This window comes from Paenibacillus sp. PAMC 26794 (assembly GCF_000316035.1).
GTDB lineage: Bacteria > Bacillota > Bacilli > Paenibacillales > Paenibacillaceae > Paenibacillus.
The window spans coordinates 121700-146602 of the sequence record NZ_ANHX01000004.1 but is presented as its reverse complement, the minus strand read 5'-3'; the positions used below and the strand labels follow the sequence as shown (position 1 = coordinate 146602).

The 24903-nt window shown below is 45.8% G+C and carries 26 protein-coding genes; 3 read left to right on the top strand and 23 right to left on the bottom strand.

Annotated features, from left to right (window positions below):
• Window positions 1-17 precede the first annotated feature (17 nt).
• Complete coding sequence (locus D829_RS0102340; protein WP_017687227.1) at window positions 18-1019, top strand: Na/Pi symporter; 1002 nt, start codon at window positions 18-20, stop codon at window positions 1017-1019.
• Between the two features lie 63 nt (window positions 1020-1082).
• Here D829_RS0102340 and D829_RS0102335 read toward each other — a convergent pair whose 3' ends face one another.
• The 18 genes from D829_RS0102335 to gpr form a co-directional block, all read right to left on the bottom strand.
• Window positions 1083-1517: an NUDIX domain-containing protein gene (locus D829_RS0102335; protein WP_017687226.1), complete on the bottom strand. Its 435-nt coding sequence runs from the start codon at window positions 1515-1517 to the stop codon at window positions 1083-1085.
• A gap of 114 nt (window positions 1518-1631) precedes the next feature.
• Window positions 1632-2978, bottom strand: coding sequence for a tRNA (N(6)-L-threonylcarbamoyladenosine(37)-C(2))-methylthiotransferase MtaB (mtaB, locus tag D829_RS0102330; protein WP_017687225.1), 1347 nt, complete (start codon window positions 2976-2978; stop codon window positions 1632-1634).
• A 2-nt stretch (window positions 2979-2980) separates the two neighbouring features.
• Window positions 2981-3745 carry an RsmE family RNA methyltransferase gene (locus D829_RS0102325; RefSeq protein WP_017687224.1) on the bottom strand — a complete coding sequence of 255 codons (765 nt, stop codon included), beginning with the start codon at window positions 3743-3745 and terminating at the stop codon, window positions 2981-2983.
• Window positions 3746-3883: 138 nt separating this feature from the next.
• Window positions 3884-4564, bottom strand: a complete 681-nt coding sequence (locus tag D829_RS0102320) for a site-2 protease family protein (protein WP_017687223.1) — start codon at window positions 4562-4564, stop codon at window positions 3884-3886.
• Between the two features lie 3 nt (window positions 4565-4567).
• Complete coding sequence (prmA, locus tag D829_RS0102315) at window positions 4568-5533, bottom strand: 50S ribosomal protein L11 methyltransferase (protein WP_017687222.1); 966 nt, start codon at window positions 5531-5533, stop codon at window positions 4568-4570.
• A 190-nt stretch (window positions 5534-5723) separates the two neighbouring features.
• Window positions 5724-6116, bottom strand: a complete 393-nt coding sequence (locus D829_RS0102310) for a hypothetical protein (RefSeq protein ID WP_017687221.1) — start codon at window positions 6114-6116, stop codon at window positions 5724-5726.
• Window positions 6109-6288 carry a YfhD family protein gene (locus D829_RS0102305; RefSeq protein WP_017687220.1) on the bottom strand — a complete coding sequence of 60 codons (180 nt, stop codon included), beginning with the start codon at window positions 6286-6288 and terminating at the stop codon, window positions 6109-6111. Before D829_RS0102305 ends, D829_RS0102310 begins: the two co-directional genes overlap by 8 nt.
• A gap of 221 nt (window positions 6289-6509) precedes the next feature.
• Window positions 6510-6878, bottom strand: coding sequence for a hypothetical protein (locus D829_RS0102300; RefSeq protein ID WP_017687219.1), 369 nt, complete (start codon window positions 6876-6878; stop codon window positions 6510-6512).
• Between the two features lie 240 nt (window positions 6879-7118).
• Window positions 7119-8243, bottom strand: coding sequence for a molecular chaperone DnaJ (gene dnaJ / locus D829_RS0102295; protein ID WP_017687218.1), 1125 nt, complete (start codon window positions 8241-8243; stop codon window positions 7119-7121).
• Window positions 8244-8372: 129 nt separating this feature from the next.
• Window positions 8373-10217 carry a molecular chaperone DnaK gene (dnaK, locus tag D829_RS0102290; protein ID WP_017687217.1) on the bottom strand — a complete coding sequence of 615 codons (1845 nt, stop codon included), beginning with the start codon at window positions 10215-10217 and terminating at the stop codon, window positions 8373-8375.
• A gap of 161 nt (window positions 10218-10378) precedes the next feature.
• Window positions 10379-10951 carry a nucleotide exchange factor GrpE gene (grpE, locus tag D829_RS0102285; protein WP_133385571.1) on the bottom strand — a complete coding sequence of 191 codons (573 nt, stop codon included), beginning with the start codon at window positions 10949-10951 and terminating at the stop codon, window positions 10379-10381.
• 35 nt (window positions 10952-10986) lie between these two features.
• Window positions 10987-12018 carry a heat-inducible transcriptional repressor HrcA gene (gene hrcA / locus D829_RS0102280; protein WP_017687215.1) on the bottom strand — a complete coding sequence of 344 codons (1032 nt, stop codon included), beginning with the start codon at window positions 12016-12018 and terminating at the stop codon, window positions 10987-10989.
• 255 nt (window positions 12019-12273) lie between these two features.
• Window positions 12274-12744, bottom strand: a complete 471-nt coding sequence (locus D829_RS0102275) for an N-acetyltransferase (RefSeq protein WP_017687214.1) — start codon at window positions 12742-12744, stop codon at window positions 12274-12276.
• 118 nt (window positions 12745-12862) lie between these two features.
• A complete protein-coding gene (hemW, locus tag D829_RS0102270) occupies window positions 12863-14047 on the bottom strand; it encodes a radical SAM family heme chaperone HemW (protein ID WP_017687213.1) in 1185 nt (394 codons plus the stop codon).
• Between the two features lie 153 nt (window positions 14048-14200).
• On the bottom strand, window positions 14201-16015 hold the full coding sequence (lepA, locus tag D829_RS0102265; RefSeq protein WP_017687212.1) for a translation elongation factor 4: 1815 nt from the start codon (window positions 16013-16015) through the stop codon (window positions 14201-14203).
• Window positions 16016-16160: 145 nt separating this feature from the next.
• Window positions 16161-16520, bottom strand: coding sequence for a hypothetical protein (locus D829_RS0102260; RefSeq protein ID WP_017687211.1), 360 nt, complete (start codon window positions 16518-16520; stop codon window positions 16161-16163).
• A gap of 53 nt (window positions 16521-16573) precedes the next feature.
• Window positions 16574-17869 (bottom strand): stage II sporulation protein P, encoded by a 1296-nt coding sequence (locus D829_RS0102255; protein WP_017687210.1) that lies wholly within the window; start codon window positions 17867-17869, stop codon window positions 16574-16576.
• A 146-nt stretch (window positions 17870-18015) separates the two neighbouring features.
• On the bottom strand, window positions 18016-19017 hold the full coding sequence (gpr, locus tag D829_RS0102250) for a GPR endopeptidase (RefSeq protein ID WP_017687209.1): 1002 nt from the start codon (window positions 19015-19017) through the stop codon (window positions 18016-18018).
• Between the two features lie 175 nt (window positions 19018-19192).
• Here gpr and rpsT point away from each other — a divergent pair, with 175 nt between their 5' ends.
• The gene (gene rpsT, locus D829_RS0102245) at window positions 19193-19465 is read left to right on the top strand and encodes a 30S ribosomal protein S20 (protein WP_017687208.1); all 273 of its coding nucleotides are present in this window, start codon (window positions 19193-19195) and stop codon (window positions 19463-19465) included.
• A 188-nt stretch (window positions 19466-19653) separates the two neighbouring features.
• Here the strand turns inward: rpsT and holA are convergent, their stop codons facing one another.
• From holA to D829_RS0102230, 3 genes are all read right to left on the bottom strand, one after another.
• Window positions 19654-20670, bottom strand: a complete 1017-nt coding sequence (gene holA, locus D829_RS0102240; RefSeq protein WP_017687207.1) for a DNA polymerase III subunit delta — start codon at window positions 20668-20670, stop codon at window positions 19654-19656.
• Window positions 20671-20928: 258 nt separating this feature from the next.
• Window positions 20929-22212, bottom strand: a complete 1284-nt coding sequence (locus tag D829_RS0102235) for an anti-sigma factor (RefSeq protein WP_017687206.1) — start codon at window positions 22210-22212, stop codon at window positions 20929-20931.
• The gene (locus D829_RS0102230; protein WP_017687205.1) at window positions 22209-22757 is read right to left on the bottom strand and encodes a sigma-70 family RNA polymerase sigma factor; all 549 of its coding nucleotides are present in this window, start codon (window positions 22755-22757) and stop codon (window positions 22209-22211) included. Before D829_RS0102230 ends, D829_RS0102235 begins: the two co-directional genes overlap by 4 nt.
• Before the next feature lie 351 nt (window positions 22758-23108).
• On the opposite strand from D829_RS0102230, the gene D829_RS0102225 reads away from it, so the two are divergent.
• Complete coding sequence (locus tag D829_RS0102225; protein WP_017687204.1) at window positions 23109-23411, top strand: hypothetical protein; 303 nt, start codon at window positions 23109-23111, stop codon at window positions 23409-23411.
• Window positions 23412-23546: 135 nt separating this feature from the next.
• Here D829_RS0102225 and D829_RS0102220 read toward each other — a convergent pair whose 3' ends face one another.
• On the bottom strand, window positions 23547-23816 hold the full coding sequence (locus tag D829_RS0102220; RefSeq protein ID WP_017687203.1) for a hypothetical protein: 270 nt from the start codon (window positions 23814-23816) through the stop codon (window positions 23547-23549).
• A 43-nt stretch (window positions 23817-23859) separates the two neighbouring features.
• The gene (locus D829_RS0102215) at window positions 23860-24753 is read right to left on the bottom strand and encodes a hypothetical protein (protein ID WP_017687202.1); all 894 of its coding nucleotides are present in this window, start codon (window positions 24751-24753) and stop codon (window positions 23860-23862) included.
• Window positions 24754-24903: the final 150 nt, after the last annotated feature.

Sequence of the window (24903 nt, the reverse complement as noted above, 5' to 3'; positions counted from 1 at the left end):
GAAGGAATGATGTTTCTATGTTTAGAGATGTTATATTGCCCCTACTCTATGGGCTTATTATCTTTTTTGGTGGCATGAAGCTGATGGAGACGGCGTTGCAGCGCATGGCTGGGCCTATGCTGGCAGGTTGGCTCAATCGCGCCACCTCTGCTCCATGGAAAGGCATGGCCTTCAGTGCAGGTGCAACGGCCTTGTTGCAGAGCAGTACTGCGGTCACCGTACTCACCATTGGACTGGCTAATGCCAGATTAATTACCTATGGACGCACACTCGGCATCATCCTTGGCACCAACATCGGGACATGCCTGACGACGGAGCTGGTGGGACTGCAGATCGGACGTGCTTCCCTGCCGCTACTCGTCCTGTCGCTAACGGGCTGGGCCATGTTTGTTGTTCTTGGTGAACGCAATCTGGCCGCTCCTGAACGCACGCGCCAGACTCTGTTTAACATCCAGTACAGCTTCCTCGCAGCTGCGGGATTTGCACTTGTTATGACAGGCATTCAGGTGATGCAATCCATTGCCTTGCCCTTGCGGAGCATGGGCGTATTTCAATGGTTTCTCGACCGCTCGGCCGACAGCTTGTGGTGGGGCTTCCTGGCAGGTGCCTGTCTGACAGCGCTCATTCACAGCAGCGCAGCTGTCATTAGCATGGCGATTACGCTCGCAGCCACAGGGGTATTGCCTGTGGAGATCGGCATCGCCATTGTGATTGGGTCCAATGTGGGGACCTGCATCACCGCTGTGATTGCTGCGGCGGGCGGAGCATCCGCAGGCAAATTTGTCGCAGCCTCCCATGTTGTATTAAACATTGCGGGAGCGCTGCTGTTTATGCCGCTGATCGGCCAGCTGCATGCAGCTTCGGCCTGGCTGTCAGCGGACAACGGGGCACAGATTGCGCATGCCCAGACCCTTTTTAACATCACCAGTTCACTGCTTGCTTTGCCATTCTGTTACTTGCCAATCTGGCACAAAAAACCACCGGTCCACGCCCCCGCGGCGAAGTCACCCGTGGCTTGATGATCTGCCTATCCAGACCCACAGAGCGCGCGGCTAACTGACTCGAACTCGAACTATAATGCGTTATACGTTAATGCCTAACTTGTTCAGGGCTACACGCAAGATGTCATCGTTATTATCATATCCGTTCTGCTGCTGTCTGGACCATGCTTCTTCCGGAGCATACCAATCCACACCCTGGATTTCTTCAATCTGAGGCTGTAGATCACCACTCTCGGCTTCAACGAGATAATAATGAACTTCTTTGTCCACCGGACCAAACTCTGCATGTTGGTACGTGTAAGCAATGATATCAACCGACTCTACGATGCGACCCACCATACCTGTCTCTTCCAAAATCTCGCGCAGTGCCGTCTGTTCGATTGTTTCTCCCTCTTCCATTTTGCCCTTGGCGAGAGTTGTTTTACCATAACGATCTACGATAAGCTGAATTTGAAGACGTCCATCTTCCCCTGTTCTATAAACAACTCCGCCTGCTGAAATTTCTTTTTTGTTCATCGTGCTCTCCCCCATCAACTTCGATATCTTTATCTTATTTTTTGCAAAAGAAGGACCTCATCTCCCCGGGTAAGCTCCCCAAGGAAATGAAATCCTTGTTTCTGACGCCTCGATCTACATCGCGGCGGACTTAAGATTCTCTTCCAACACACGTACCAGCGTAGCCTGACTCTCGTTGACGCCAGCTTCAACCACTTTGACTCGGCACACTTTACCGACCATATCCATCGTTCCGTCAAAGACCAGTTGAATGTAGTTGTCGCTATAACCGTGCAGCTTGCCACTTCCCTCGCGTCCTTTGGCTTCACCTTCGGGAATAACATCCAATACCTGTCCGACAAACTGCTCAGCGTACTCCAGCTGCATCTGCTCAGACAAGTCAATCAGTTCGTGCACTCGTGCATTTTTGACCTCTTCGTGCACCTGATCTTCCATTCGTGCTGCTGGCGTACCCGTACGCTTGGAATAAGGGAATACGTGCATTTCGGAAAAACCGATCTTCCGCATCAACTCATAGCCATTACGATACATTTCATCCGTCTCACCCGGAAATCCAACAATGATGTCAGTCGTAATCGCTACATCTGGCATCGCTTCCCGAATGCGAAGCATCTTGTTGTAGAACTCTTCTGTCGTATATTTGCGTCTCATGCGTTTCAATACTGTATCATCCCCGGCTTGCAGCGGAATATGGAAGTGACGAACGAGTTTGTCCGAACGTTTGATCACGTCGAGCATACGGTCGTCGATCTGGCTGGCTTCAATCGAGCTGATTCGAATACGCTCCAAACCCTCTACCTTATCCAAATCCCACAGCAGATCGGTCAGATCATAGTTCTCCATGTCATCGCCATACCCACCTGTATGAATACCGGTCAGAACAATCTCCTTGTATCCGGCGTGTACGAGTTGATGCGCCTGTTGAATAATACTGTTCGCCTCACGGCTGCGTGAAAGACCACGAGACCACGGAATGATGCAGAACGTGCAAAAGTTATTGCATCCATCCTGGATTTTCAGGAATGCGCGGGTGCGGTCAGCAAAATCCGGTACGTCCATTTCTTCAAATACACGGGTTTTCATAATATTACGCACCGCATTAACCGGTTGACGGGACTCCTGAATTTCATTAACATATGGCAAAATCTTGTCACGGTCCTGTGTACCGATAACCAGATCCACCCCTGGGATGTCCAGAATCTCTGCCGGAGAAGTCTGCGCATAGCAGCCTGTAACAGCCACAATCGCCTCCGGGTTGCGCCGAATGGCACGACGAATAATTTGACGGCTCTTTTTGTCGCCGGTATTGGTTACTGTACAAGTATTAATCAAGTATACATCCGCTGTCTGTTCATCAAAGTCCACTTGATCGTAACCTTCGTTTTTGAACAATTGCCAAATCGCCTCTGTATCATAGAAATTAACTTTGCAGCCTAAGGTGTAAAACGCCACGGATGGCATAATTACATTCCTCCCATTTCTCCGGATTCATATAGCACGCAAGTTAGTGCTGCCATTCCAGCTGTCTCAGCACGCAAAATGCGTTTGCCCAGTCCAACAGATACAGCACCTGCCTGATCAGCCTCTGCCGTCTCCTTCTCAGAAAATCCACCTTCCGGTCCAACCACGATCAGTACTTCTGCACTTGCATCAGGTGCAAGTTGCTCAACAAACGGTTTCAGCGCGTCTCTCAGCTGTTTACCGTTTTCTTTTTCATAACAATAACATACCAGGCTATAGCCCTCAAAAGAAGATAACAGCCCTTTCCAGGAAAGCGGCTGCTCAACGGATGGAATGCGATTCCGGTGACTTTGTTCGGCAGCTTCCTTGGCAATTTTCCGCCACCGCTCCAACCGTTTGCCTTCTTTCTTGGCATCATATTGCACAATCGTACGCTCTGAGAGGAAGGGTACAAATGATACCGCCCCAATCTCAGTACATCTCTGGATGACTGTTTCCATCTTGTCACCCTTGGGCAGGCTCTGTGCCACGGTTACACGAATCCGTGCTTCATGGTCCATAACCAGAGACTCTACAATTTTTGCAGTAACTTGGCCAACTTCAATAGTTTCAATTTCCACGAGTGCTTCTCTGGAGTTTCCGTCACTGACAATCAGTTTATCTCCAGGTTTACCACGCATGACCTTGCCGATATGGCGTGCATCATCACCTGTGATGATCACAGCGTGTTCATTAAACTGTTCTGCAGATACAAAATATCGCTGCATTAGTCAATCCACCCATTCTGTCCTGTTATGACTGGAATTCCCCCCGCCTACTGACAGGCGTGAATCCAATCGCCACAGATGATCATACAACTTTTACGTGTTTCTGACCAGTATATCCGCCCAAAACACGATGCGCTTTTAGCGATATAATTCAATAATCAGACCTACCAGATCCATATACATGTTATTTGCAAATACATATAACGGTTGAATCGTTACAGCCTGCAATGGCGGGATAACCAGAATCAGCAGGAAAATAAAGATGGACCATTGTTCCACACCCTGCAGCTTGCGACTGAGGGGCCTTGGCAATACATCTTCAAGAATACGATAGCCATCCAATGGCGGAAGAGGAATTAGATTAAACATAAACAGGAAAAAGTTCGTTATGCTGAACATAGGCAAAAACGTCATCAGTGCTGTAACTACTCGCTCATTCTCAATGTTTCCCAGTACGCCTGATCCAAACAGACAACCATAGACAATGGCACCAATAATGGCGAGCAACAGATTACTCAGAGGACCTACGACAGATACGATTGTCCCCATCAATCTTGGCTTGTCAAAATTCGCACGGTTTACAGGAACTGGACGAGCCCAACCAAAGCCGGCAATAACAAGCAGTAGCACACCCAGCAGATCAAAGTGTACGACCGGATTCAGCGTAACCCTTCCTAGCAGCTTAGCTGTTGGATCACCGAATTTGTTGGCAAAATACGCATGTGAGAATTCATGAACTGTAAATGCAATCAGGATGGTCAGCAGGAAGAATGGTAACTGATCAATCGGAAGGCGGAAGAAGCGATCCAGAAAGTCCATACATTACCCCTTTCTGGCTACATACGCCAGCCAATCCTCATCACGGTGGATCGCACTCACTTCAAACCCGGAGGCTACCAGAGCATCATGCACCACTTGCTCTTTGTTCTTCCAAATGCCCGACACAATATAGGTGCCACCAGACTCAAGCGCATCATAGACATCGTCCACGAACAACAAAATGATCTCAGCCAGAATGTTCGCCACGACAACCTTAACTGGCAGTTGCACACCAAGCGCAGGGTCCTGACTCCCAAGGACGGACAACAGATCACTCTCTTTAATCGTAATTTGTTGCTCCAACCCATTCAGTTCCACATTCTCCCTGGCACTGATTACCGCAACCGGGTCAAGATCGAGCGCCAGTACATGTTTTGCCCCAAGTTTTATCGCTCCGATAGCCAAAATACCCGAACCTGTACCTACGTCAATGACTTCCTCGCCGCCCTGAATAACCGTTTCCAGTGTGCGCAAGCAGAGGGAGGTCGTTGGATGTGTTCCTGTACCAAAAGCCATGCCTGGATCAAGCTCAATTATTTTCTCATCCGGACTTTCTGGCGTATACTCTTCCCACGTTGGTTTAATCGTCAGACGCTCCGATACACGTACCGGCTTGAAATATTGCTTCCAGGCCGTTGCCCAGTCATTTTCATCCACTGTACACGTCTCATACCGAACCTCACCTGTATCAATTCCGAATTCGGAGAGTTCCTCGATTCTCGGACTAACTTCGGACTGTAATGCGACCATATCCGTACCTTCGGAGAAGTACCCTTTGATGACCGCAAAGCCTTCGGGAATATCATTCAAAGGAACGTCGTATAACTCACCATATTTCGTATCCCGTTTTTTATTTAAAGTACCGGACTCTTCAATCGAAACCCCTCCAGCACCCGCTTCATGTAAAAAATTCGAAATCATCTCCACAGCTTCTTCTGTGGTATGTATTGTTAGTTCATGCCATAACATACTTGGTTTTTCCTCCTCATTTTTCAAACATCCCAACTATTGTACTACACATGCTAGCCGGAGCACAAAGCCGCACCAGTAAAAGAAAAACAAAACAGGATATCCGCAGCCTGACTGCTCGAATATCCTGTCATCTATTCATACATATCTGTTTCATTTACTTCAGCATTTTGCATAATTCGAATCTCACTTAGCAAAAACGCCCACCATTCTGCGTGATCATCTCTGCGGCTTGCGGGAGTGAATCGTTGGATACGGACACGGTCAGCAAAATTTCTTGTTTTATCCTGTTTGCCGAGCCCTCTTCGGGTGTATCATACACCTGACCATTGGACAACATTTCCGTTTCATCACTAATCAGGGCAAGTACATTCAGTTCGCCACTAAATCCTCCAACGACGGCCGTAGGTGAATTATCGAAGCCCGTAACATCGTTTGAGTCCAATGTGGATGCTTCATTGCCAAGGCTCTCAATACTCAATTGGTTCGGGTGCAACAATTCAAGGGCTCTGCGTGCAGACTCAGCCTCAGTCCAGCTTGTAAAAACAGCTTCGAGGGTCACCGCCGAGCGATCTTCAGTCATGAAGCTCCCGTCCCTGACGTCGATCAGCCGCTTCACTGCGGCGTAGTGCTTCTATATCTTCATGATCCGCAGCTTCAGCGCTGAATTCCACGTCCTCATTTTTCGCGGATTGCATACGTTTCATTTTTTCCGTTTTCGTTAAAATTTTGCCTGGACGTTCATGTTCTGCCATTGTAATGCTCCTCCTTCAAATTAAAATGAACTAATACGTGTTACACTGTAACACTCCGATTGTAGTCCCATCCTCCGATCGCTGTTATCCCCAGATTTTTTTAATTCCCTTCTTCAAAGGGAAAATCCGGGGATAAAGGCGAACGCTTCGCTTCTTCAGATTGGTTCTACACTCTCCGTTAAAGTGTAATTATCTGTCCATCTTATATGGATTTCTTGAAACTAGATCATTCCACCGGCTTGTTCGATAATAGACATAGCGCGGTGATGTACCGATTCATCTACGATGACAGTTAGCAATACATCTCTTCCCGTAGGTCCACCCTGTCCACCATCACTCATGCCGCTTGCAGAAGGGTCCGCCGCAGCCATGATTCCAGCACTGGCATTTGTTTGCATCGAATCGGGCACCCATGATGAAAAACTGCCGGAAACGCCCGGCTTGTAGGAAGCCCCGCTTGGTCCCACTCCCGCATATCGGCTGAATCGATTAATTGACAGGTCCTCCACTCGCAATGCCTCCAGTTTTTTGGCTGCCCCTTGAGCCTGCTCCGGGCTGTGAAAGTACGCCAAAATATTTTTCTCGGTCATCCGCTTCACCTGCTTCCCTAATTTCTCGCATATCAGCTATGCATATCATTCTCGCCATGCTATCTTTCCGCAAGTTCGCTCAGAATATACCGCAATGCTCCCACAAATTGCTGTCGTTCTTTGTAGCATAAATCCATGGATTTTGCCAAAACCACTGAAACAATAAAAAAGGCTTACAAAAAAGGACACCCCGCGGTAAAAACCGCTGTGGTGTCCTTTTGAACTTGCTTTATTTTATTCTCAGTCGCCGCGGAAGGCGCGTTTCACTCTATCAAAGAAAGATTGTTCATGCTCATGTGTTTGCTCTCCATCCAGCGAAGCAATTTGGCGAAGCAGATCCTTCTGCTCGTCATTCAGCTTACTAGGTGTAACCACAACCACTTTCACATGCTGATCCCCCTGCCCCATACCGCGCAGGCGTGGTACACCTTTGCCTTTGAGGCGGAAATACGTTCCCGTTTGTGTACCAGCTGGTACTTTCAACTTCACTTTCTCGGTCAACGTTGGGATCTCAACTTCATCTCCCAGAGCTGCCTGAGCAAAGGTAAGTGGGATTTCGCAATAAATATCGTCGCCTTCACGCTCGAAGAAATCATGTGATTTCACGCGAATGACAATATACAGATCTCCCGCTGGTCCGCCACGCAGGCCTCCCTCGCCCTCACCGGTCATACGCAGTTGCGCGCCATCATCTACACCCGCTGGAATGCGAACATGGATTTTGCGTTGCTTGCGAACTTTACCGCTACCACTGCACGTTGTACATTTTTCTTTGATAATTTGGCCCGAACCGCTACAGTTCGAACATGCACGACGATTAACCATACGACCAAACGGTGTATTTTGCACGACTTCCTGCTGACCGCTACCTTGGCAGACCGAGCAGGTTTCCGGTTTCGTTCCAGGTTTGGCACCTGAGCCATGACAGGTATCACAGCCTTCGGTACGCGGAATCGTAATATCAGTTTCTTTACCGAATACAGCTTCCTTGAACTCAATCGTCATCGTGTACTGCAGATCATTCCCCCGTTGCGGAGCATTTGGATCACGTCGTCCACCGCCACTGCCACCAAAGAACATGTCGAAGATGTCGCCAAATCCGCCGCCGCCAAAATCACCGCCACCACCGAATCCACCTTGATTCGGATCGACATGACCATATTGATCATATTGTGCACGCTTCTGACCGTCACTCACTACGTCGTAAGCTTCTTTAACTTCTTTAAATTTAGCTTCCGCATCAGCAGCCTTGTTTACGTCAGGGTGATACTGACGGGCAAGCTTACGGTAAGCCTTTTTAATTTCATCGTCGTTAGCCGTTTTACTAACGCCAAGCACCTCATAATAATCACGCTTTTCAGCCACTCTTCCACCCCCATATCATTCACCATATCGCACATCGTGACAAAAGGAAAGCCAAAGCGCGGGAGCCCCGGCTATGACTTTCCCTCTAATTCGAACGTCACCGATGTTTAATTCGCGTAGAACTACGAATTAGTTTTGTTTTTTATCTTCATCCACAACTTCGTAATCAGCGTCTACGACGTTGTCACGTTTAGCAGAACCTTGTTGCTCTTCAGCACCTTGTGCTTCTTGCTCTTGCGCCTGTGCTTGCTCATACAGTTTCACAGACAGTTGTTGAACGATCTCTGTCAGTTCTTCTGTAGCAGCTTTGATATCTTCCAGGTTGTCGGAAGCCAGAACGCCTTGCAGTTTTTCTTTGGCAGCATTGGCTTTTTCAACTTCGCCAGCATCTGCTTTTTCGCCAAGATCTTTGATCGTTTTGTCAACAGAATAGATCAATTGGTCTGCACTGTTTTTCGCTTCAACGAGTTCTTTGCGTTTTTTATCTTCTTCAGCGTGCAACTCAGCATCTTTCATCATTTGCTCCACTTCAGCATCGCTCAAACCGCTGGAAGAAGTGATTGTGATTTTTTGAGTTTTGTTCGTACCTTTATCTGTTGCAGATACGTTAACGATACCGTTGGCATCAATATCGAAGCTAACTTCGATCTGTGGAACGCCACGTGGAGCCGGTGGAATATCACCCAACATGAAACGTCCAAGAGATTTGTTACCTGCTGCCATCTCACGCTCACCTTGCAGAACATGAATCTCAACGCTTGGTTGATTGTCTGCATACGTGGAGAATACTTGAGATTTGCTTGTAGGGATCGTTGTGTTACGCTCGATCATTTTTGTGAATACGCCACCCGCTGTTTCGATACCTAGGGACAGTGGAGTTACGTCAAGCAATACAACGTCTTTCACGTCACCTGTCAGTACGCCCGCTTGTACAGCAGCACCCAAAGCTACAACTTCATCCGGGTTAACGCCTTTGTGTGGCTCTTTACCCGTCAGTTTTTTGATTGCTTCTTGTACTGCTGGAATACGTGTGGAACCACCAACCAATACGATCTTGTCGATATCGTTAGGTGTCATACCCGCATCACTCAATGCACGACGAGTTGGTTCAAGCGTACGCTCAACCAGACCTTCAGAGATTTCTTCAAATTTCGCACGGCTCAGGTTCAACTCCAAATGCTGAGGAACGCCATCAGCAACTGTGATGAACGGCAAGGAGATCGTTGTAGTCAATACGCCGGAAAGTTCTTTTTTCGCTTTTTCCGCTGCATCTTTCAAACGTTGAACCGCTGCTTTATCTTTACTCAAGTCAATGCCTTGATCTTTTTTGAATTCACTTACGAGGTAATCAATGATCACTTGGTCAAAGTCATCCCCGCCTAGTTTGTTGTCCCCGCTAGTTGCTTTAACTTCGAAGAAGCCATCACCCAGTTCAAGAATGGATACGTCGAACGTACCACCACCTAGGTCATATACGAGAATCGTTTGGTCTTCGGATTTCTCCATACCGTATGCCAAAGCTGCTGCTGTTGGCTCGTTGACGATACGCAGAACTTCCAAACCTGCAATTTTACCCGCATCTTTAGTCGCTTGGCGCTGACTGTCATTGAAGTAAGCTGGTACAGTGATAACTGCTTGAGTTACCGTTTGACCCAGATAAGCTTCAGCATCGGATTTCAATTTTTGCAGGATGATTGCAGAGATCTCTTGTGCGGAGTAGTCTTTGCTATCGATTGTTTCCTTGTGGGAAGTACCCATGTGACGTTTGATCGACATGATGGTACGATCCGGGTTTGTGATGGCTTGACGTTTTGCTGTTTCACCAACAACGCGCTCTCCATCTTTTTTGAAACCAACTACGGATGGAGTTGTGCGTGCGCCCTCCGGATTTGGAATTACGACAGCCTCGCCGCCTTCCATTACTGCTACGCATGAGTTTGTTGTTCCTAAGTCAATACCAATTACTTTGCTCATCCGAAAATTTCCTCCCTCAACAATTTAAAATGAATGGGTCTAATCTGACCCTTATTTAGATGTTCATGTTGCTAATCGTGCTCTATGTGTACTAACCTTTATATGAAACTTCGCCCACATTGTTCAACCATGGAGCCGACTCATTCCTTCCTATAAGGAATTTATGAGCTGACTTTAACCATAGCTGGACGAAGCACTTTATCTTTCAGCATGTAGCCTTTTTGGACTTCCTCAACAACGATACCTTCTTCGTACTCGTCGCTCTCCACTTGCATAATCGCTTGGTGGAATTCAGGATTGAACGGTTGTCCTACCGATTCCATAGCCGTCAGACCTTCATTATTCATCACGGTTTCCAATTGACGGAAAATCATTTGGATGCCCTTGGAGAAAGATTCGACCTCTGCTCCTTCCGGTACAGTAGCCATGGCGCGCTCGAAGTTATCAATAACCGGTACCAGTTCGGTGACCAGCTTCATCGAAGCGTATTTAGCCAATTCTTCTTTTTCCTTCTGCGTACGACGACGGAAGTTATCAAAATCAGCCTGTGCACGGACATAACGCTGTTGTTGCTCCTCAGCTTCTGCCTTCAGACGTGCAAGCTCATCCTGCTCCTGACCAGCCATCTCTTCAGCTTGTGCTTCTGCAGCGCCAGCTTCATTAATAGGCTCCTGCTCAGCTGCTGTTACCTCTTGTTCTTCTGTAAATGATTGCTCCTCTTTCAAGATGTTCACCTCCTTATACGAATGAAATGGTTCATTCCCGAATCTTATTTGAAACGATGTGTCAGCATCGCCGTCAAATCACGGGATAATGTATTTAAAATATGAATGACACGTGCATAATCCATCCGCGTGGGTCCCAGAATACCAATGGAGCCCAGAGCCTCACCGTCCAATGAATAGGAGGCTGTAATCAGACTGCAGTTGGCAAAGGCTTCATGATCATTCTCTGTGCCAATTCGCACTTGAATACCAGATCCACCCGGCACGGGCATCATCAATTTCATGAGTGTTGGTGTCTGCTCCAGCAGGTCAAGAATATCTTTTACCTTTTCAATATCCTTAAACTCCGGTTGAGTCAACATATTGGTGGCACCACTGAGGAACAGACGATTATCATGTTCGTTGTCAAAGGCACTGTTCAGCACCTGCATAACTTCCTCGTAACGTGTAATATGCCGTTCCATCTCTTGCCCAAGTTCGGTATAAAGACGGGATTTCAATTTGTAGATTGGTACGCCTACAAGTTTGGTATTTAACAAGCGAACTACATTTTCCATCTCGGCTACCGAGATTTCTGGTGGAATCTGAACCGTCTTGTTCTCCACTTGACCTGTATTGGTCACGATGATTGCCACAGCTTCACTCTCGTTCAGCGGAAGCAATTGGAAGTGACGTAAGGACGTATGGAATACTTCCGGTCCCAGCAGGATCGAAGTATAATTCGTCATATGTGACAAAATATTGGATGCATGCTGAATAACTTGTTCCATGACGTTCAGTTTTTCAGCGAAGAACGACTTCAGATCATCCAACTCCTGAGGCTCCACCTGATTCCAAGGAACCAAATGATCGACATAATATCGATAGCCTTTATGGGATGGAATGCGTCCAGCCGATGTATGAGGCTGCTCAAGAAAGCCCATATCTTCAAGGTCCGCCATTTCATTACGGATCGTCGCCGGACTATATCCAACATCTCCCCTTTTGGAAATGCTCCGGGACCCTACGGGCTCAGCTGAACGGATATAGTCATCCACTATAGCGTTCAGAATCATTCGTTGACGCTCTGTTAACATGGTGATTATTCCCTCCTTCTGACTGTACTGTCCCATGTCGTTAGCACTCCGGTTAGATGAGTGCTAAGCGGTAATACAAAAATACCAAACTGACATGAACATTGTCAAGTGAGTTTGATGAGTGGGCTCATCTATTTATAGTATAGACCAATGTGGACGAGTCCTAACAACTTTATTGAACATACTTTGAAGTAAAAAAGGACTGCATGTAGGGCAGAGGCTGACTCGGCTCGATCCATGCAGTCCATTCAGTTGTTAGGCTGAAACGTTAAGCTCTTTTAATACCGCGATCTCATCGCAACAATCCTGCTTGCTGCAATGAACACAGTCGGTCCATACTTTCTCGGGGAAAATCTCTTTTTCCACTACGGCAAAGCCGTTTTTGAGGAAGAAGGATACTTCATATGTCAACGCCATAACCTTAGGAATCTGTTGTTTCTCCGCTTCTTCTACCAGTCGGTCCAGCAATCGGGAGCCAATACCGAGCCCTTTATGCCCTTCCGAGATACCGAGTGATCTGACTTCAACCAAATCATTCCCCAGACGACAAAGCGATCCGCAACCCACCACTTCACCATCAACTTCGGCTACAACAAAGTGCTCCAGCTGTCGGTGCAGTATTTCCCGTGATCGCGGAAGCATGATCCCACGCTCTGCATAGCCCTTAATCATTTCATACAGTGGTTCAACATCTTCCGGTACGGCTTTTCTGCATATTACCGACATCCTGCTCTCCTCCTATTACCAAGCTTTCCAGAGGAAAGCTGACTTCGTAGTTGTTAAATTAACACGCTCTGTAAAATCAATATGAATAAATATACAACAGAGCGTATAGAATTTCAAGCTATGAATTCAGCGATATGGACCCGATAAACTCCGCAAAAACGTCATTTCCGAACAGGATACCCTGCTCGCTCAGTCGGAAGCCGTCTGCCGTCCGCTCAAGCAACCCTGCATTCAACATTTTGCCCAAAGGCTTCGCAAATACTTCTTCCATGGACTCTCCGAACTGTTCGCTAAAGCGTGAGGCTGAAGCCCCCTCCAACATTCGCAGTCCAACCATCAGATAATCTTCCATGGCTTCCGGGCGAGCAATCTCAAAATGATCCAGACGAGGCAGTCCTGCTCGCGAAGCTTCAACATAAGGATTTATACCTTTAATATTCATATGCCGTTCGCGGCCTACATATCCATGTGCACCTGCACCCAGACCATAGTAGTCCTCATTACGCCAGTAGGTAATATTGTGACGACTCTCAAAGCCCGGCTTGGCAAAGTTACTGATCTCGTATTGTCCATAGCCCGCTTCTTTCATACGTCTCATTAATAGAAGATACATCTCCAGCTCATCATCTTCATGAGGAAGTGGCAACTGGTTCTTCTGATACAGGGTATGGAAAAGTGTATTCTCTTCCACTTTCAGGCTGTAGATGGAGTAATGCGGCAGATCCAGTTCCAGCGCTTTGTCGATACTCTCATTCAACATCTCTACGGTCTGGTTCGGCAAACCAAACATCAGGTCAATGGACAGGTTATTCAAGCCTGCTTTACGAGCATTCTCCAAACTGCGATATACATCATCCGTATTATGAATACGCCCAATGCCTGTCAGCAGATCATTTTGAAAAGCCTGTACGCCAAAGCTGACGCGGTTGACGCCGCCTTCTTTCATCACAGCGAGTTTCTCCGCATCCGTTGTTCCCGGGTTGGCTTCCATCGAAAATTCAATATCGTCCGCCCAATTTGGGAAATACGTCTTCACGGAACGAAGAAATACTGCCATCTCATCCGGTTTCAGAGCTGTTGGCGTACCCCCACCTACAAATATAGTCTTGATCTCACCCGGTGGATTGGCCTTAACTGTATGTTCCATCTCCCGTTCCAGCGCTTCGAGATATTGCATCACGGGCTGATCTTTCAGAACGTAGGAGTTAAAGTCGCAATAAAAACATTTATTCGTGCAAAAGGGAATGTGAAGATACACCGCTTGGGGCGCACCTGTCTTCCGGCTGTGTGCTGCCAATGTCATGGCAAGTCCCCCTCTATTTGAAAAAAGGAAAGCCATCTGGCTTCCCTTTCAGCTTAGTTATTTAATATTCTGTGTTGTAACCATGTTTGCAAGCAAACGTCCTACAATTCAATTTCCATACACACACTCTGTGATGTACCCGAAATTGAATTATTAGTCATCAATTTTCAGTACCGCCATGAATGCCTCTTGTGGCACCTCAACGTTACCAACCTGCTTCATCCGCTTCTTACCTTCCTTCTGCTTCTCAAGCAGTTTCCGTTTCCGCGAGATGTCACCACCATAACACTTGGCAAGTACGTTTTTACGCATTGCTTTTACCGTCTCACGAGCAACGACCTTGGTACCTACAGATGCCTGGATTGGCACCTCGAACATTTGCCGTGGAATCAGCTCGCGCAGTTTCTCACAGACAACGCGTCCGCGATTATAGGCACGGTCACGGTGAACGATGAAGGACAGAGCATCCACCTGTTCGCCATTGAGTACAATATCCATTTTCGCCAGATTGGACTGACGGTAACCGGACAGCTCATAATCCAGGGATGCATATCCTTTGGTACCGGATTTCAACTGGTCGAAGAAGTCATATACAATCTCGGACAACGGAATCTCATAGGTAATGGTAACCCGGGTTGTGTCCAGATATTCCATATTTACATATTCACCGCGTTTAGTCTGACACAGCTCCATAATGGTACCTACATAATCATTCGGTACGATAATATCTGCCTTGACGTATGGTTCCTCCACGTAATCAATCCGTCCCACCTCAGGATAGTTGGATGGGTTGTCGATTTTCATCACTTCACCATTCGTTAAGGTGACGTGATAGATTACACTTGGTGCCGTTGTGATCAACGGAATGTTAAACTCCCGCTCGATCCGCTCCTGGATAACGTCCATGTGAAGCAGTCCAAGGAATCCGCAACGGAATCCAAAACCGAGTGCACTGGATGTTTCCGGTTCAAAGCTCAGAGACGCATCGTTCAACTGCAATTTCTCCAACGCTTCACGCAGATCAACATAGTCCGATGTTTCGATCGGATAGAGACCACAATACACCATTGGGTTAATTTTACGATAACCCGGCAAAGGTTCCGGTGTTGGATTTTTGGCATCCGTTACCGTATCCCCGACTTGTGTATCGCCAACATGCCGGATACCTGCAACGATAAATCCAACATCCCCGACGTTCAGCTCGTCCACGATGGTCATACGAGGTTTGAACGCTCCAACTTCAATGACTTCAAATGATTTCCCTGTTGCCATCATTTTGATTTTGGAACCGGATTTGATTTTGCCATCAACAACACGCACATATACGATTACACCTTTGTACGGGTCATAGTGCGAGTCAAAAATCAGCGCTTTCAAAGGCTGCTCAGGATCACCAGTCGGTGCCGGAACACTTTTCACCACTTGCTCCAAAATTTCTTTGATTCCGATTCCTGATTTGGCCGAAGCCAAAACCGCATTACTTGTGTCCAAACCAATAACATCTTCCACTTCCTGCTTCACCCGTTCAGGATCAGCGCTCGGAAGGTCAATTTTGTTGATAACCGGTAAAATTTCAAGGTTGTTATCCAATGCCAGATACACGTTAGCAAGTGTTTGGGCTTCAATTCCCTGAGCCGCATCCACAACCAGCAGAGCACCTTCACATGCAGCAAGACTGCGTGATACTTCATACGTGAAGTCTACGTGTCCCGGTGTATCAATCAGATTCAATAAATACTCTTCACCGTCATCCGCTTTGTAAGTCAAGGCTACTGCTTGTAGCTTGATCGTTATTCCACGTTCGCGTTCAAGGTCCATTTTATCCAGAACTTGTTCCTGCATTTCACGTGAAGAGAGCGCACCTGTGTACTCCAAGATCCGGTCCGCAAGTGTTGATTTGCCGTGATCTATATGTGCAATGATAGAAAAGTTACGAATTTTACGTTGTCTTGCCCGAATGTCAGTCATTCCTTACCCCCAGAAACAGCCTAGTGTCAATCACTTCATTATAACAGTTGAAGCACAGTGCATCAATCCCGTGATGTCTCAACTTTATAATAAAGTGTTATCATGCACTCCCGGAGGTTATATTGCACCTTAAAATTATGGTATTTTATTCAGCAACGCCGCTAAAAAGAGAGACCACCCACTTGATTCCACTGTGTGAGAGATTTTGCAATAGTCCAGCCGTTTTGTCTGCCAACACATCAACCGGAGCCTTATTTTGATCTGCCCCAAGCACTTGGCTTGGTGACTGAACAGGTACAAATGGTGGTTCTTTGATTTCCTTTTGGACAGGTGCAGTCGGAACAGATTCGGTCCCCGATGAAGTTGGCTCAGTTGTCACAACGGTTGATGTGCCTCCTGATGGATTGCCCATATGAAAGTTGCTGCCAGCCAGCTGCATTCCAAACAGAACACCCAGCAACATTAATACAGCGATGGATAACAGTCTTTTACCGAATCTGGACATGTGCATTGCCTCCTGTCACTCTCTACTATTTTTCCTTCTTACATGTATGGTTCCTATCCACCCTGCGACGAGGTTTTGGCACTGGCTTTGTCCACCTTCTGATCTTCCCAATACACTTGGGCAATCATGTCTGCTAGAATCTTCGATGTCCGTTGGAGCTCAGCTCCTGTGTTGTCGATGCCGCCAATCTCAATCAAAATGCTGTTGGGTGAAAGGGTTTGGTTATACTCTCCATTGTTGGCTCCTCCGCCATCTTTGCCCCACACACCACGGGATACTCCAGGATACTTAGCTTCCAGTTTCTTATGAATTTTCGCTGCAAAGGCTTCATTCTGCCGCCAATTTGGATTTTCATGTCCAATAATGAAATACACTTTGGCGTAGCCCAAGTCATTAATAGTCGTTGTTGTTTTGCCATGACGCTGTGAATCGCGATGAATGTCTATGAGATATGTCAGATCATCATTTTGAGCGAGTGCCGCTTTTACCGTTTGACGGGAGTATTTATAAGAATAGTTCCAGTTGTAGTCCTTTACTTTAGTGGGGTAATCATCCTTGGCGTGTTCTACGCCGATTCCCAGCTTCTCCAGACTGTCTGAGAGGTAGGTTCCCACTTGAAATACATTGCCTTTTGACTTGCCTGTTGATGGATTATCACTTTTTGTACCTAGCAGTGGATTGTAGCCTTCCCGTGGATGGGAATGATAGATAAGAATTGACTTTTTGCCTGTTGTCGGTGAGCCTGAATTGTCTTTCTCACCATTCTTCGCTGGGGGATCTTCTTTACCTTCTCCATCTCCAGGCTCACTCGACTCAGGTGGATCCGTATTGTCCTGGCCTGGTGGAACATGCAGCTCACTACCGGGTTTTCCTCCACCTGCGGAAGCCGTATCCGTAAGACCTGGACCGGGCTGATAATCTTCGGGAGCCTCGGATTTTTCGTTACCAGATCCAGGACGGAGCAGAACAGGTTGGTTGGAACCCATGCCCGGCATTTCTCTCGCAATCAGGCTCTTCGGATCTTGAGGATTTACATTCGTTAGTAATTGAAAAACAAATGAGGTGAGATTTTCACCGGATATAGCAGACGTCTGTTCCTTCTGGGTGAGATGGGGCATCTCCATACCGAGCATATCGACGAAAAAACGGCTTGATACGGCGCTCGCAAATCCTTTCATGGAAGAAACGGGTGAATTATTCAAGCGTTTCTCTGCCATGCCCCCCAGACCCAGTACGACAAAAAACAAGGCAGATATGATCATAAGCAACAACAACGTACGGCCCATGGCCAGCACGTGCAGACATCTTTTTTTCCACTTCCCAATATTCCAGGCCAATATCTTGTTCATTCTGCTGTCTCCTTCCCTGCTGGACAACTCTTATACTTCAACTCTATGAGCCCTCCCAAATTGATAGAACAGGAAAATGAAAGATTCCAGAAACAAAAAAAAGAAAGTCCGATAGATTCGGACCTTCTTCTCAGCAGTTTTTAGTTTTAATGTGTATAGGCGGCTACGTTATCCGGATTCACGGCATCATGGAGTGCGGCGTTAAGTCCTGTAGCGATAACATTGGCAATTCCCTCAATAAACTCATCGATTTCCTTTGGGGTAACAATGAGGTCATGACCCAGTGGCTCCAGTACCTCTTTCACCAGACTCAAGCGATCTTGCTCACCGATGTCATCCAGCATACCCATGATCTGTTTGGTCTGATCCGTTTCCTGGCGGAAGTGTGAGCGCATCATCTCAATCACATTGTTCACAATGGTGGACGCATAACATACGGTTGGTACTCCGATGGCGATGCAAGGCACACCTAATATCTCACGAGTCAGGCCACGCCGTTTGTTTCCAATACCGGAACCAGGATGAATACCAATGTCCGCTACCTGAATCGTTGTATTTACACGTTCCAAGGAACGGGAGGCCAGGGCATCAATCGCAATAATGGCATCCGGCTTGGTCCGGTCTACAATCCCCTGTACGATGTCACTGGATTCAATACCCGTTGTACCGAGCACGCCGGGAGCAATCGCGCTGACTTCCCGATACCCTGGCGCAACCTGATCTGGCACCAATTCGAAATATTGACGCGTCACCATCAGATTTTCCACAACAAGTGGACCGAGTGAATCCGGGGTGACATTTAAGTTGCCCAAGCCAACAATCAAGACCTTGGATGTTTTGTTGATTCCGGCCTTAACCATAAAATTTTCCATTTCACGTGTGAACTCAGTAGCAACTCGCTCCTGTAACTCGGTATCACCATTCCGTAGTGAAGGTACTTCCAAGGTGACATAGTGGCCTTTTACCCGACCAATGGCCGTGGCTGCTTCTTCATTCAGGACATCAATACGTGTAATCGTAATGCCCTCTTTTTTCTCTACATCTTCCCGTAGTCCGGGAATCGTCTGTTTCTGTCCACCTTGCGCCATTTCCTTGGAATCGATCGCCAAATCGGTACGAACTGTATAGTTTTGCAAATCCAGTGTCATTCTGTCCCTGCCTCCCTTACCGCATTTGAGCATATTGTGTGGGTAAAAGGGTTTCTTTATACAGCATGTCGAACATCGTAGGAATATCTGTTGCATTTTACATGCTAGCGTGATAGAATATTTTAAGTTGTGAAACGTTTGTATTCATGCAAATGCCTTACAGGAGGTGAATGTAATGCCAAACATCAAATCCGCTGTTAAACGCGTAAAAACGAACGACAAGCGCCGCGCACTCAACGCTTCCCAGAAGTCTGCACTCCGTACAGCTGTTAAAGCTGCTGATGCTGCTCTGGTAAGTAACGAAGTTGATACTGCAAAAGCTGCGATTCAAGCTGCTTCCAAAAAGCTGGACAAGGCTGTAACTAAAGGTCTGGTTCATAAAAATGCTGCAGCACGCAAAAAATCTCGCTTGGCGAAAAAACTGAACGCTCTTTCCGCACAAGCGTAAGAAGCGTTACTTATACGATCCAATGGAAAAATCCTGAACAGCATAGGCTTTCAGGATTTTTTAGTATCTGATTCGATAAGTATAAGACAAAGATAAAGCGACCTTTATTCCGATGATTTAACTATCATGGAGCAAAGGTCGCTTTGTTTGTTTCTCACACTAGTAATCTATTACGTTTACTTATCCATTCATGCACCAAGTCTCAATAAGAACAGCTCCAGACCAAGCACTTTATCCACCGCTCCTGTTTTCATCTGGTAATCCAGTTCGCTGAGGTGACTCAAAATCATTCTCAGACGTTCCGGCTGAAATTTACGGGCTTGCTCACCTGCAATCTTAACAGCATACGGATGCAGACCAAGCTGACTGGCAATCTGCTGCTGGGAGTAACTTTGTTGTCCCAACTCTTTCACCTGGATCATGATCCGAAACTGGCGTGCGATTAAAGCAGCAATTTTAATCGGTTCTTCCCGCTGCTTCAGCAACTCATAGAAAAGAGCCAACGCTTTCTCCAGTCGCAAATTAGCGAGTTCCTCCACCAGTGAAAATACATTCTGCTCTGTACTACGGGCAACCAGTGACTCGATATCAGCACGCTTGATTGTCCCCCCATTACCCGCAAACAAACATAACTTGTCTACTTCAGCAGACAGGGTCTGAAGACCTGTTCCTGCATAGCTGATCAACGTTTCCGCCGCTCCCGTCTCCAAGGAAACATCCCGCTGCTTCACAAGTTTCACTATCCAATTCAATAACTCTTCTCCACTGAGTGGAGCAAAAGCAAGAACTACTGCCTGTTTCTTGACAGCTTTCACCAGTTTCTTACGCTCATCCAGCTTATCCCCTTGGGCCAGGAAAACAATCGTACTGTAATCTGCCGGATTTTCCATATATGTAAGCAGACGATCAACCTGATGTTCAATCTTAGATTCTTTACCTGCGGTGAACAAGCTCGCATCCCTTACAATTATTAATTTGCGTGGAACCAGAAAAGGTACGGTCTCTGCTTCTTCAATAACGACCTCCACAGCTGTTTCAGACAAATCATATGGAATAATCGCAAAATCACGATGTTCTTCTTCAATAACCTGTTCTTTTAACATATCCGTAAATTGCTGTATCTGGTACTTCTCCGTTCCGTACAGCACATATATCGGTGCCGTTTCTCCATTACGTATTGCCTTTGTTGCACTTTTTACATCCATTCACGGCGCCTCCTTATCCCTTTTATCCTACCAGAAAAAGCGCAAGACAACAAAGGGACCTTACATCCAGTTGCGGATGAAGGTCCCCTGTCCTACATCTATATAAACGCTGACACCAGCAGTTCTAGAAAAAGCCGGTGCGCGGTCATACGACGTCAGTTGTTAGAACTGAGATAGGACGTGTTTTGTTACTCCCACTATATGCTTGTCATACTGAAAATGTTCTTTCGTTTAGAGGAGCGCACTCCCCATTTTTAATTATTTCGCAGAAGCTCCACCTGAAACAGCAGGTACATTAAACGAGTTCTTCGCCGTTGTTCCGTCCTTGTCCGTTTCGTAATTAAACAGGGTACCATCCTTTGACCAACTCGCTGACTTCAGCGTCCCCTCTATACTGCGTTGTTCAACCAAATTTAGAACATCCGGTTCATTGGCAGGTTTGGAGTATATGCTGATTTGATCACCAATAAGCATAACTACATAGGAGCCGTCAGGTGATTTCCATTCTTTTGGTGCTGCTGTTGTAGTCATTCCCTGATCCGGTCCTCCTGCGAATCCTTTGTTTCCTCCAGAGGTGTCTGCACCTGCACTGGAATCAGGTACAGTGTTACCTTCAACCGGAACATCTTCAGTCATATTAGGTGTTGTATCTTGAGAAGTGAAGGATTTTGCATCTCCATTTTCTGTTTCTGTTACTCCATTCTCTTCCCCATCTGCAGAAGATTTAGGAGAATCTCCTGATCCCTGAATTCTCTGCTCAGAGTCTTGGTTCTGAACCGGATTCTTCTGATTATCGGTCGAAGGAGTTTTGGACGAATTATCCTGCGGTCCTTTATTCGGAGCAGGCGTTGATTCTGTAGCCGGTTGTTGAGGTGTCGGATCTGACTGAACTTCAGGCTCCTGTACCTCATCTCCACCGTTCTCTTCAGGAATTGTCTCTACGTCTTGGTTATCTGGTTTAGTTGGTGAAACATTCGATTGATCCACAAACACATCGTTGCTGCTTGGTTGGGACGAAGTGGCAGGATCATAATTTTCAATATTCTTGCTTAATGAATTCTCATCCAAATTGCCGCCCTCTTGAGAAGCTCCAGAGCTCATCAGCATGGAATCGGCATTCTCAATCTGTTCAGGCGGGTTTCCCCAGATGGCGAATCCCAATATAACTGCCGCAGCCGCTGCACCCATGGACATACGTCCTGCCATCGAGTTAAGCCATTTTTGCTTCGTTTTCCGCTCACTTGAACGTTGTAAATTCTCAAATGCCGCGGGGACAGGATTCATTTCCTGTATGGTGCTACTTTGTTCCTTCCGCGCTTCGTCAATGGCATCAAGCTGTGGCATAATCGCATCAACCAGACTAAATTTTGGGCTTACTTGCGGTAATTCTTCCAGTTCTCTCGAAAGAGCTCTGAGTAAACTAAAATTCTCGGCGCACTCCGGACACTTCGCCACATGCTGTAGCATCTGCGCGGTTTCCGCCTCGCCCAGATCATGATCCAGATAGCGGTGCATCCATTCCACCACCTCTTCGCATTTCATCCTGTCACACCACCTTTCTGATATTCCTGTAGTAGATTCTGTAATTGCTGCCTGGCTCTAAATAGATAAGATTTCACCGTATTCAACGGAAGATCGAGACAATCCGCAATTTCATTGTAGGATAAGTCCTGCAAATATCTTAGAACAATAACGGTACGATGATGCTCGGGAAGCTTGTTGATCGCATCCTGAATGTCCTGGGCCACATATGTAGACATGACCTCGTACTCCACATCCTGATTATCCTGAAAAACCATGTCATGTTCGTCAATGGAGACAGACGGCTTGGTTCTTCTGAATTTATCAATACAGATGTTCGTGACGATGCGTTGTACCCATGTTTTGAATTGGGCCTTTTCTTCGTATGAATTGATTTTGGTGTAAATTCGGATCAACGCTTCCTGCGCAGCATCCAAAGCGTCCTGTTCATTATTTAGAATGTAATATGCGGTCCGATAGACATGTTGTTCAATCTCCCGCAATAGGGTAATTAGAGCGTCGCGATCGCCCGATTGAGCGGCTCTGATGAGTTCCGGCTCTACCACAAAGGATCCCCCTCTCCCTGCAACCTTACAGACGTGATCATCAATAAAATTGTTGCAAAGTTAAGTATTTTTTTAATTTGCCATAACAAAATAACGGCGTATGTATTAGGGCCGCTGAAATCTTCTCTTAGAATAACAGAAATTGCATAACGAGTCACCAAACGTACTCAAAAGGGATTCCATTACTTACACGACTCAATTCAAATGCAATGGCATACATTATAGATAAGCACTTTTTTTGTTCCTAAAATAAAAAAAGTCGAAATTTGTCCAAATTTAAGCTGATTTTAATGCAATTTTCATGAAAATAGTGTATTGTAAATTTACATTCATAAACACGAGGTGATGAGCATGCCAGCTCTTGCGAAAATTCAAGCTTTAAAAGAACAAATGCCCAAAGAATACCAAAGTATTTCCCACTTTGTGGAACATGCATTGGAGTCCATTGATACTCTGGTCGAGGAACATCGGAAGTACGTAGCTGCACAGGCATTATACGGCGATAAAATCGTTGGATCGGAAGAACGCTTGTACAGAGAAACCGTACTTGATGTTAGAGCACAGCTATTGATGACTCTTGAGAAAACGGTAGAAGATCTGTTACACAAGGGCGACAAACACTGGAGCAAACACTTTAAGGATGGCGTAGAGTAGTTCTTATATTTCTTCTACATTTTGAAAAAATGGCCCGTTTTCCGATATTCTCCCTCGCGGAGTGTAACGGAAAGCGGGCTTTTTTGTGCTGTGCTGTAACCTGCAATCAAACGAAATGATGAATTGGTGTATTCATCAGTAAATAACGATCAGTTTACCATTGAGAAACCCTAAGGCTCTTATGCCTGCTGAGCTGCCATACACCCATACTTCGATTTTGCCTTTTGAACTCGTTTCATACGAAATGCTCGATGGATCTCCCCATGCAAGGCGCACCTGAGTTGTGTTCATTCCCGTAGCTACTTCTCCGGCAATAATTTTATTCCAAGTGGACTGAGACCAATTGTATTTCTTATATGGATCAGAAGAGAAGAATTGGTTGGAATCCGCAAGCATCTGCGTCACACTGGAAGGTGCACCTCCTGCGTAAGTTCGTTATGTTTTAACGTTATTTAACAATTAGCCACCCTTTAATAAGATAATGAATATTATTGCTAAACTGCCATATCCATTGACGCTCCAATATTATATTTCTTGAGGGTATGTGTTTTCGTATCAATTCATTACTTATCCTTCCATTAATCAACAATCCTCCACCAACTGATTCAAATTCTTTCTGATATTCATAATTCAACATCAGAATAGGGTCACTAATAAATCTATTTAAAGGTAATATACAACCATTGGAATAAAAGCCCCATGCATATTGTTCAGAAGTTATTATAGCTGCCCCATCATTTTTATCTACCATGTCCCATATTTTCTTGATATGTAATTCTGTTATTCTATCTCCAAATTGCTTAGCATAATCAATTAGATTAGAATTTTTTGTTTGTTCTAAAGCTTGAACAAATGGCAGAACAAGTTGGCTGGACACGGTAGATGATAAAATAAGAGAGTAACTTTCAATATTCTTAGTTTTACAAAGGTCTTCTAAATTAAGTAATAATGATTCCATAAGCGCATAAGCTTGATTGAGATCCTTTGAAATATAGTTGATCACTTGTTGCATCTGTTGTAATGGCAAATTTGCAAAATCAGAATGCATTAAGTTTACTTTAACTTGGGAATTAGGATCTAACTTATCATTCACCTCACATAATGTTGTCTCATCAATATCTAGTAAGGTTATTCGATTATACTCTTCAATAATTTGATTGAGAGGGATGTCATAACAATTACCAGCCCCAATAACTAAAACGTTATTTTTTTCAGCAGAAAATACTGAAGCGCTACTAAACATTTTTTTCAGTTCAAGTCTATGAACTTCCCACAAAGGAATACAATCTTGAAGATTTTGATTCATTTCTCTAAAGCATTTTTGAAAAAAACGTTCGACCATCAACATATTCCTCCAGTCCTGTCTAAGCGCTCATAAAGAAACCCACTTTTCTATTTGAATTATAAAGTAAAGTGGGTTTGCCCGTTTTTATAAACCGTATTTTTAAATACTTCCTGCTTAAATTGATTTTCTTCGTCCTCGGAATGATCA

Excerpts from the sequence above, each read along its gene's own strand:
- rpsT (WP_017687208.1), top strand. The coding sequence starts at position 19,193 with ATGCCAAACATCAAATCCGCTGTTAAACGCGTAAAAACGAACGACAAG.
- mtaB (WP_017687225.1), bottom strand. The coding sequence starts at position 2,978 with ATGCCATCCGTGGCGTTTTACACCTTAGGCTGCAAAGTTAATTTCTAT.
- D829_RS0102225 (WP_017687204.1), top strand. The coding sequence starts at position 23,109 with ATGCCAGCTCTTGCGAAAATTCAAGCTTTAAAAGAACAAATGCCCAAA.
- hrcA (WP_017687215.1), bottom strand. The coding sequence starts at position 12,018 with ATGTTAACAGAGCGTCAACGAATGATTCTGAACGCTATAGTGGATGAC.
- D829_RS0102340 (WP_017687227.1), top strand. The coding sequence starts at position 18 with ATGTTTAGAGATGTTATATTGCCCCTACTCTATGGGCTTATTATCTTT.
- D829_RS0102320 (WP_017687223.1), bottom strand. The coding sequence starts at position 4,564 with ATGGACTTTCTGGATCGCTTCTTCCGCCTTCCGATTGATCAGTTACCA.
- dnaK (WP_017687217.1), bottom strand. The coding sequence starts at position 10,217 with ATGAGCAAAGTAATTGGTATTGACTTAGGAACAACAAACTCATGCGTA.
- D829_RS0102235 (WP_017687206.1), bottom strand. The coding sequence starts at position 22,212 with ATGAAATGCGAAGAGGTGGTGGAATGGATGCACCGCTATCTGGATCAT.
- gpr (WP_017687209.1), bottom strand. The coding sequence starts at position 19,017 with ATGACACTGGATTTGCAAAACTATACAGTTCGTACCGATTTGGCGATC.
- D829_RS0102215 (WP_017687202.1), bottom strand. The coding sequence starts at position 24,753 with ATGGTCGAACGTTTTTTTCAAAAATGCTTTAGAGAAATGAATCAAAAT.
- hemW (WP_017687213.1), bottom strand. The coding sequence starts at position 14,047 with ATGACATTGGCAGCACACAGCCGGAAGACAGGTGCGCCCCAAGCGGTG.
- prmA (WP_017687222.1), bottom strand. The coding sequence starts at position 5,533 with ATGTTATGGCATGAACTAACAATACATACCACAGAAGAAGCTGTGGAG.
- lepA (WP_017687212.1), bottom strand. The coding sequence starts at position 16,015 with ATGACTGACATTCGGGCAAGACAACGTAAAATTCGTAACTTTTCTATC.
- D829_RS0102255 (WP_017687210.1), bottom strand. The coding sequence starts at position 17,869 with ATGAACAAGATATTGGCCTGGAATATTGGGAAGTGGAAAAAAAGATGT.
- D829_RS0102335 (WP_017687226.1), bottom strand. The coding sequence starts at position 1,517 with ATGAACAAAAAAGAAATTTCAGCAGGCGGAGTTGTTTATAGAACAGGG.
- D829_RS0102275 (WP_017687214.1), bottom strand. The coding sequence starts at position 12,744 with ATGTCGGTAATATGCAGAAAAGCCGTACCGGAAGATGTTGAACCACTG.
- D829_RS0102310 (WP_017687221.1), bottom strand. The coding sequence starts at position 6,116 with ATGACTGAAGATCGCTCGGCGGTGACCCTCGAAGCTGTTTTTACAAGC.
- D829_RS0102305 (WP_017687220.1), bottom strand. The coding sequence starts at position 6,288 with ATGGCAGAACATGAACGTCCAGGCAAAATTTTAACGAAAACGGAAAAA.
- D829_RS0102300 (WP_017687219.1), bottom strand. The coding sequence starts at position 6,878 with ATGACCGAGAAAAATATTTTGGCGTACTTTCACAGCCCGGAGCAGGCT.
- D829_RS0102260 (WP_017687211.1), bottom strand. The coding sequence starts at position 16,520 with ATGTCCAGATTCGGTAAAAGACTGTTATCCATCGCTGTATTAATGTTG.
- holA (WP_017687207.1), bottom strand. The coding sequence starts at position 20,670 with ATGGATGTAAAAAGTGCAACAAAGGCAATACGTAATGGAGAAACGGCA.
- D829_RS0102325 (WP_017687224.1), bottom strand. The coding sequence starts at position 3,745 with ATGCAGCGATATTTTGTATCTGCAGAACAGTTTAATGAACACGCTGTG.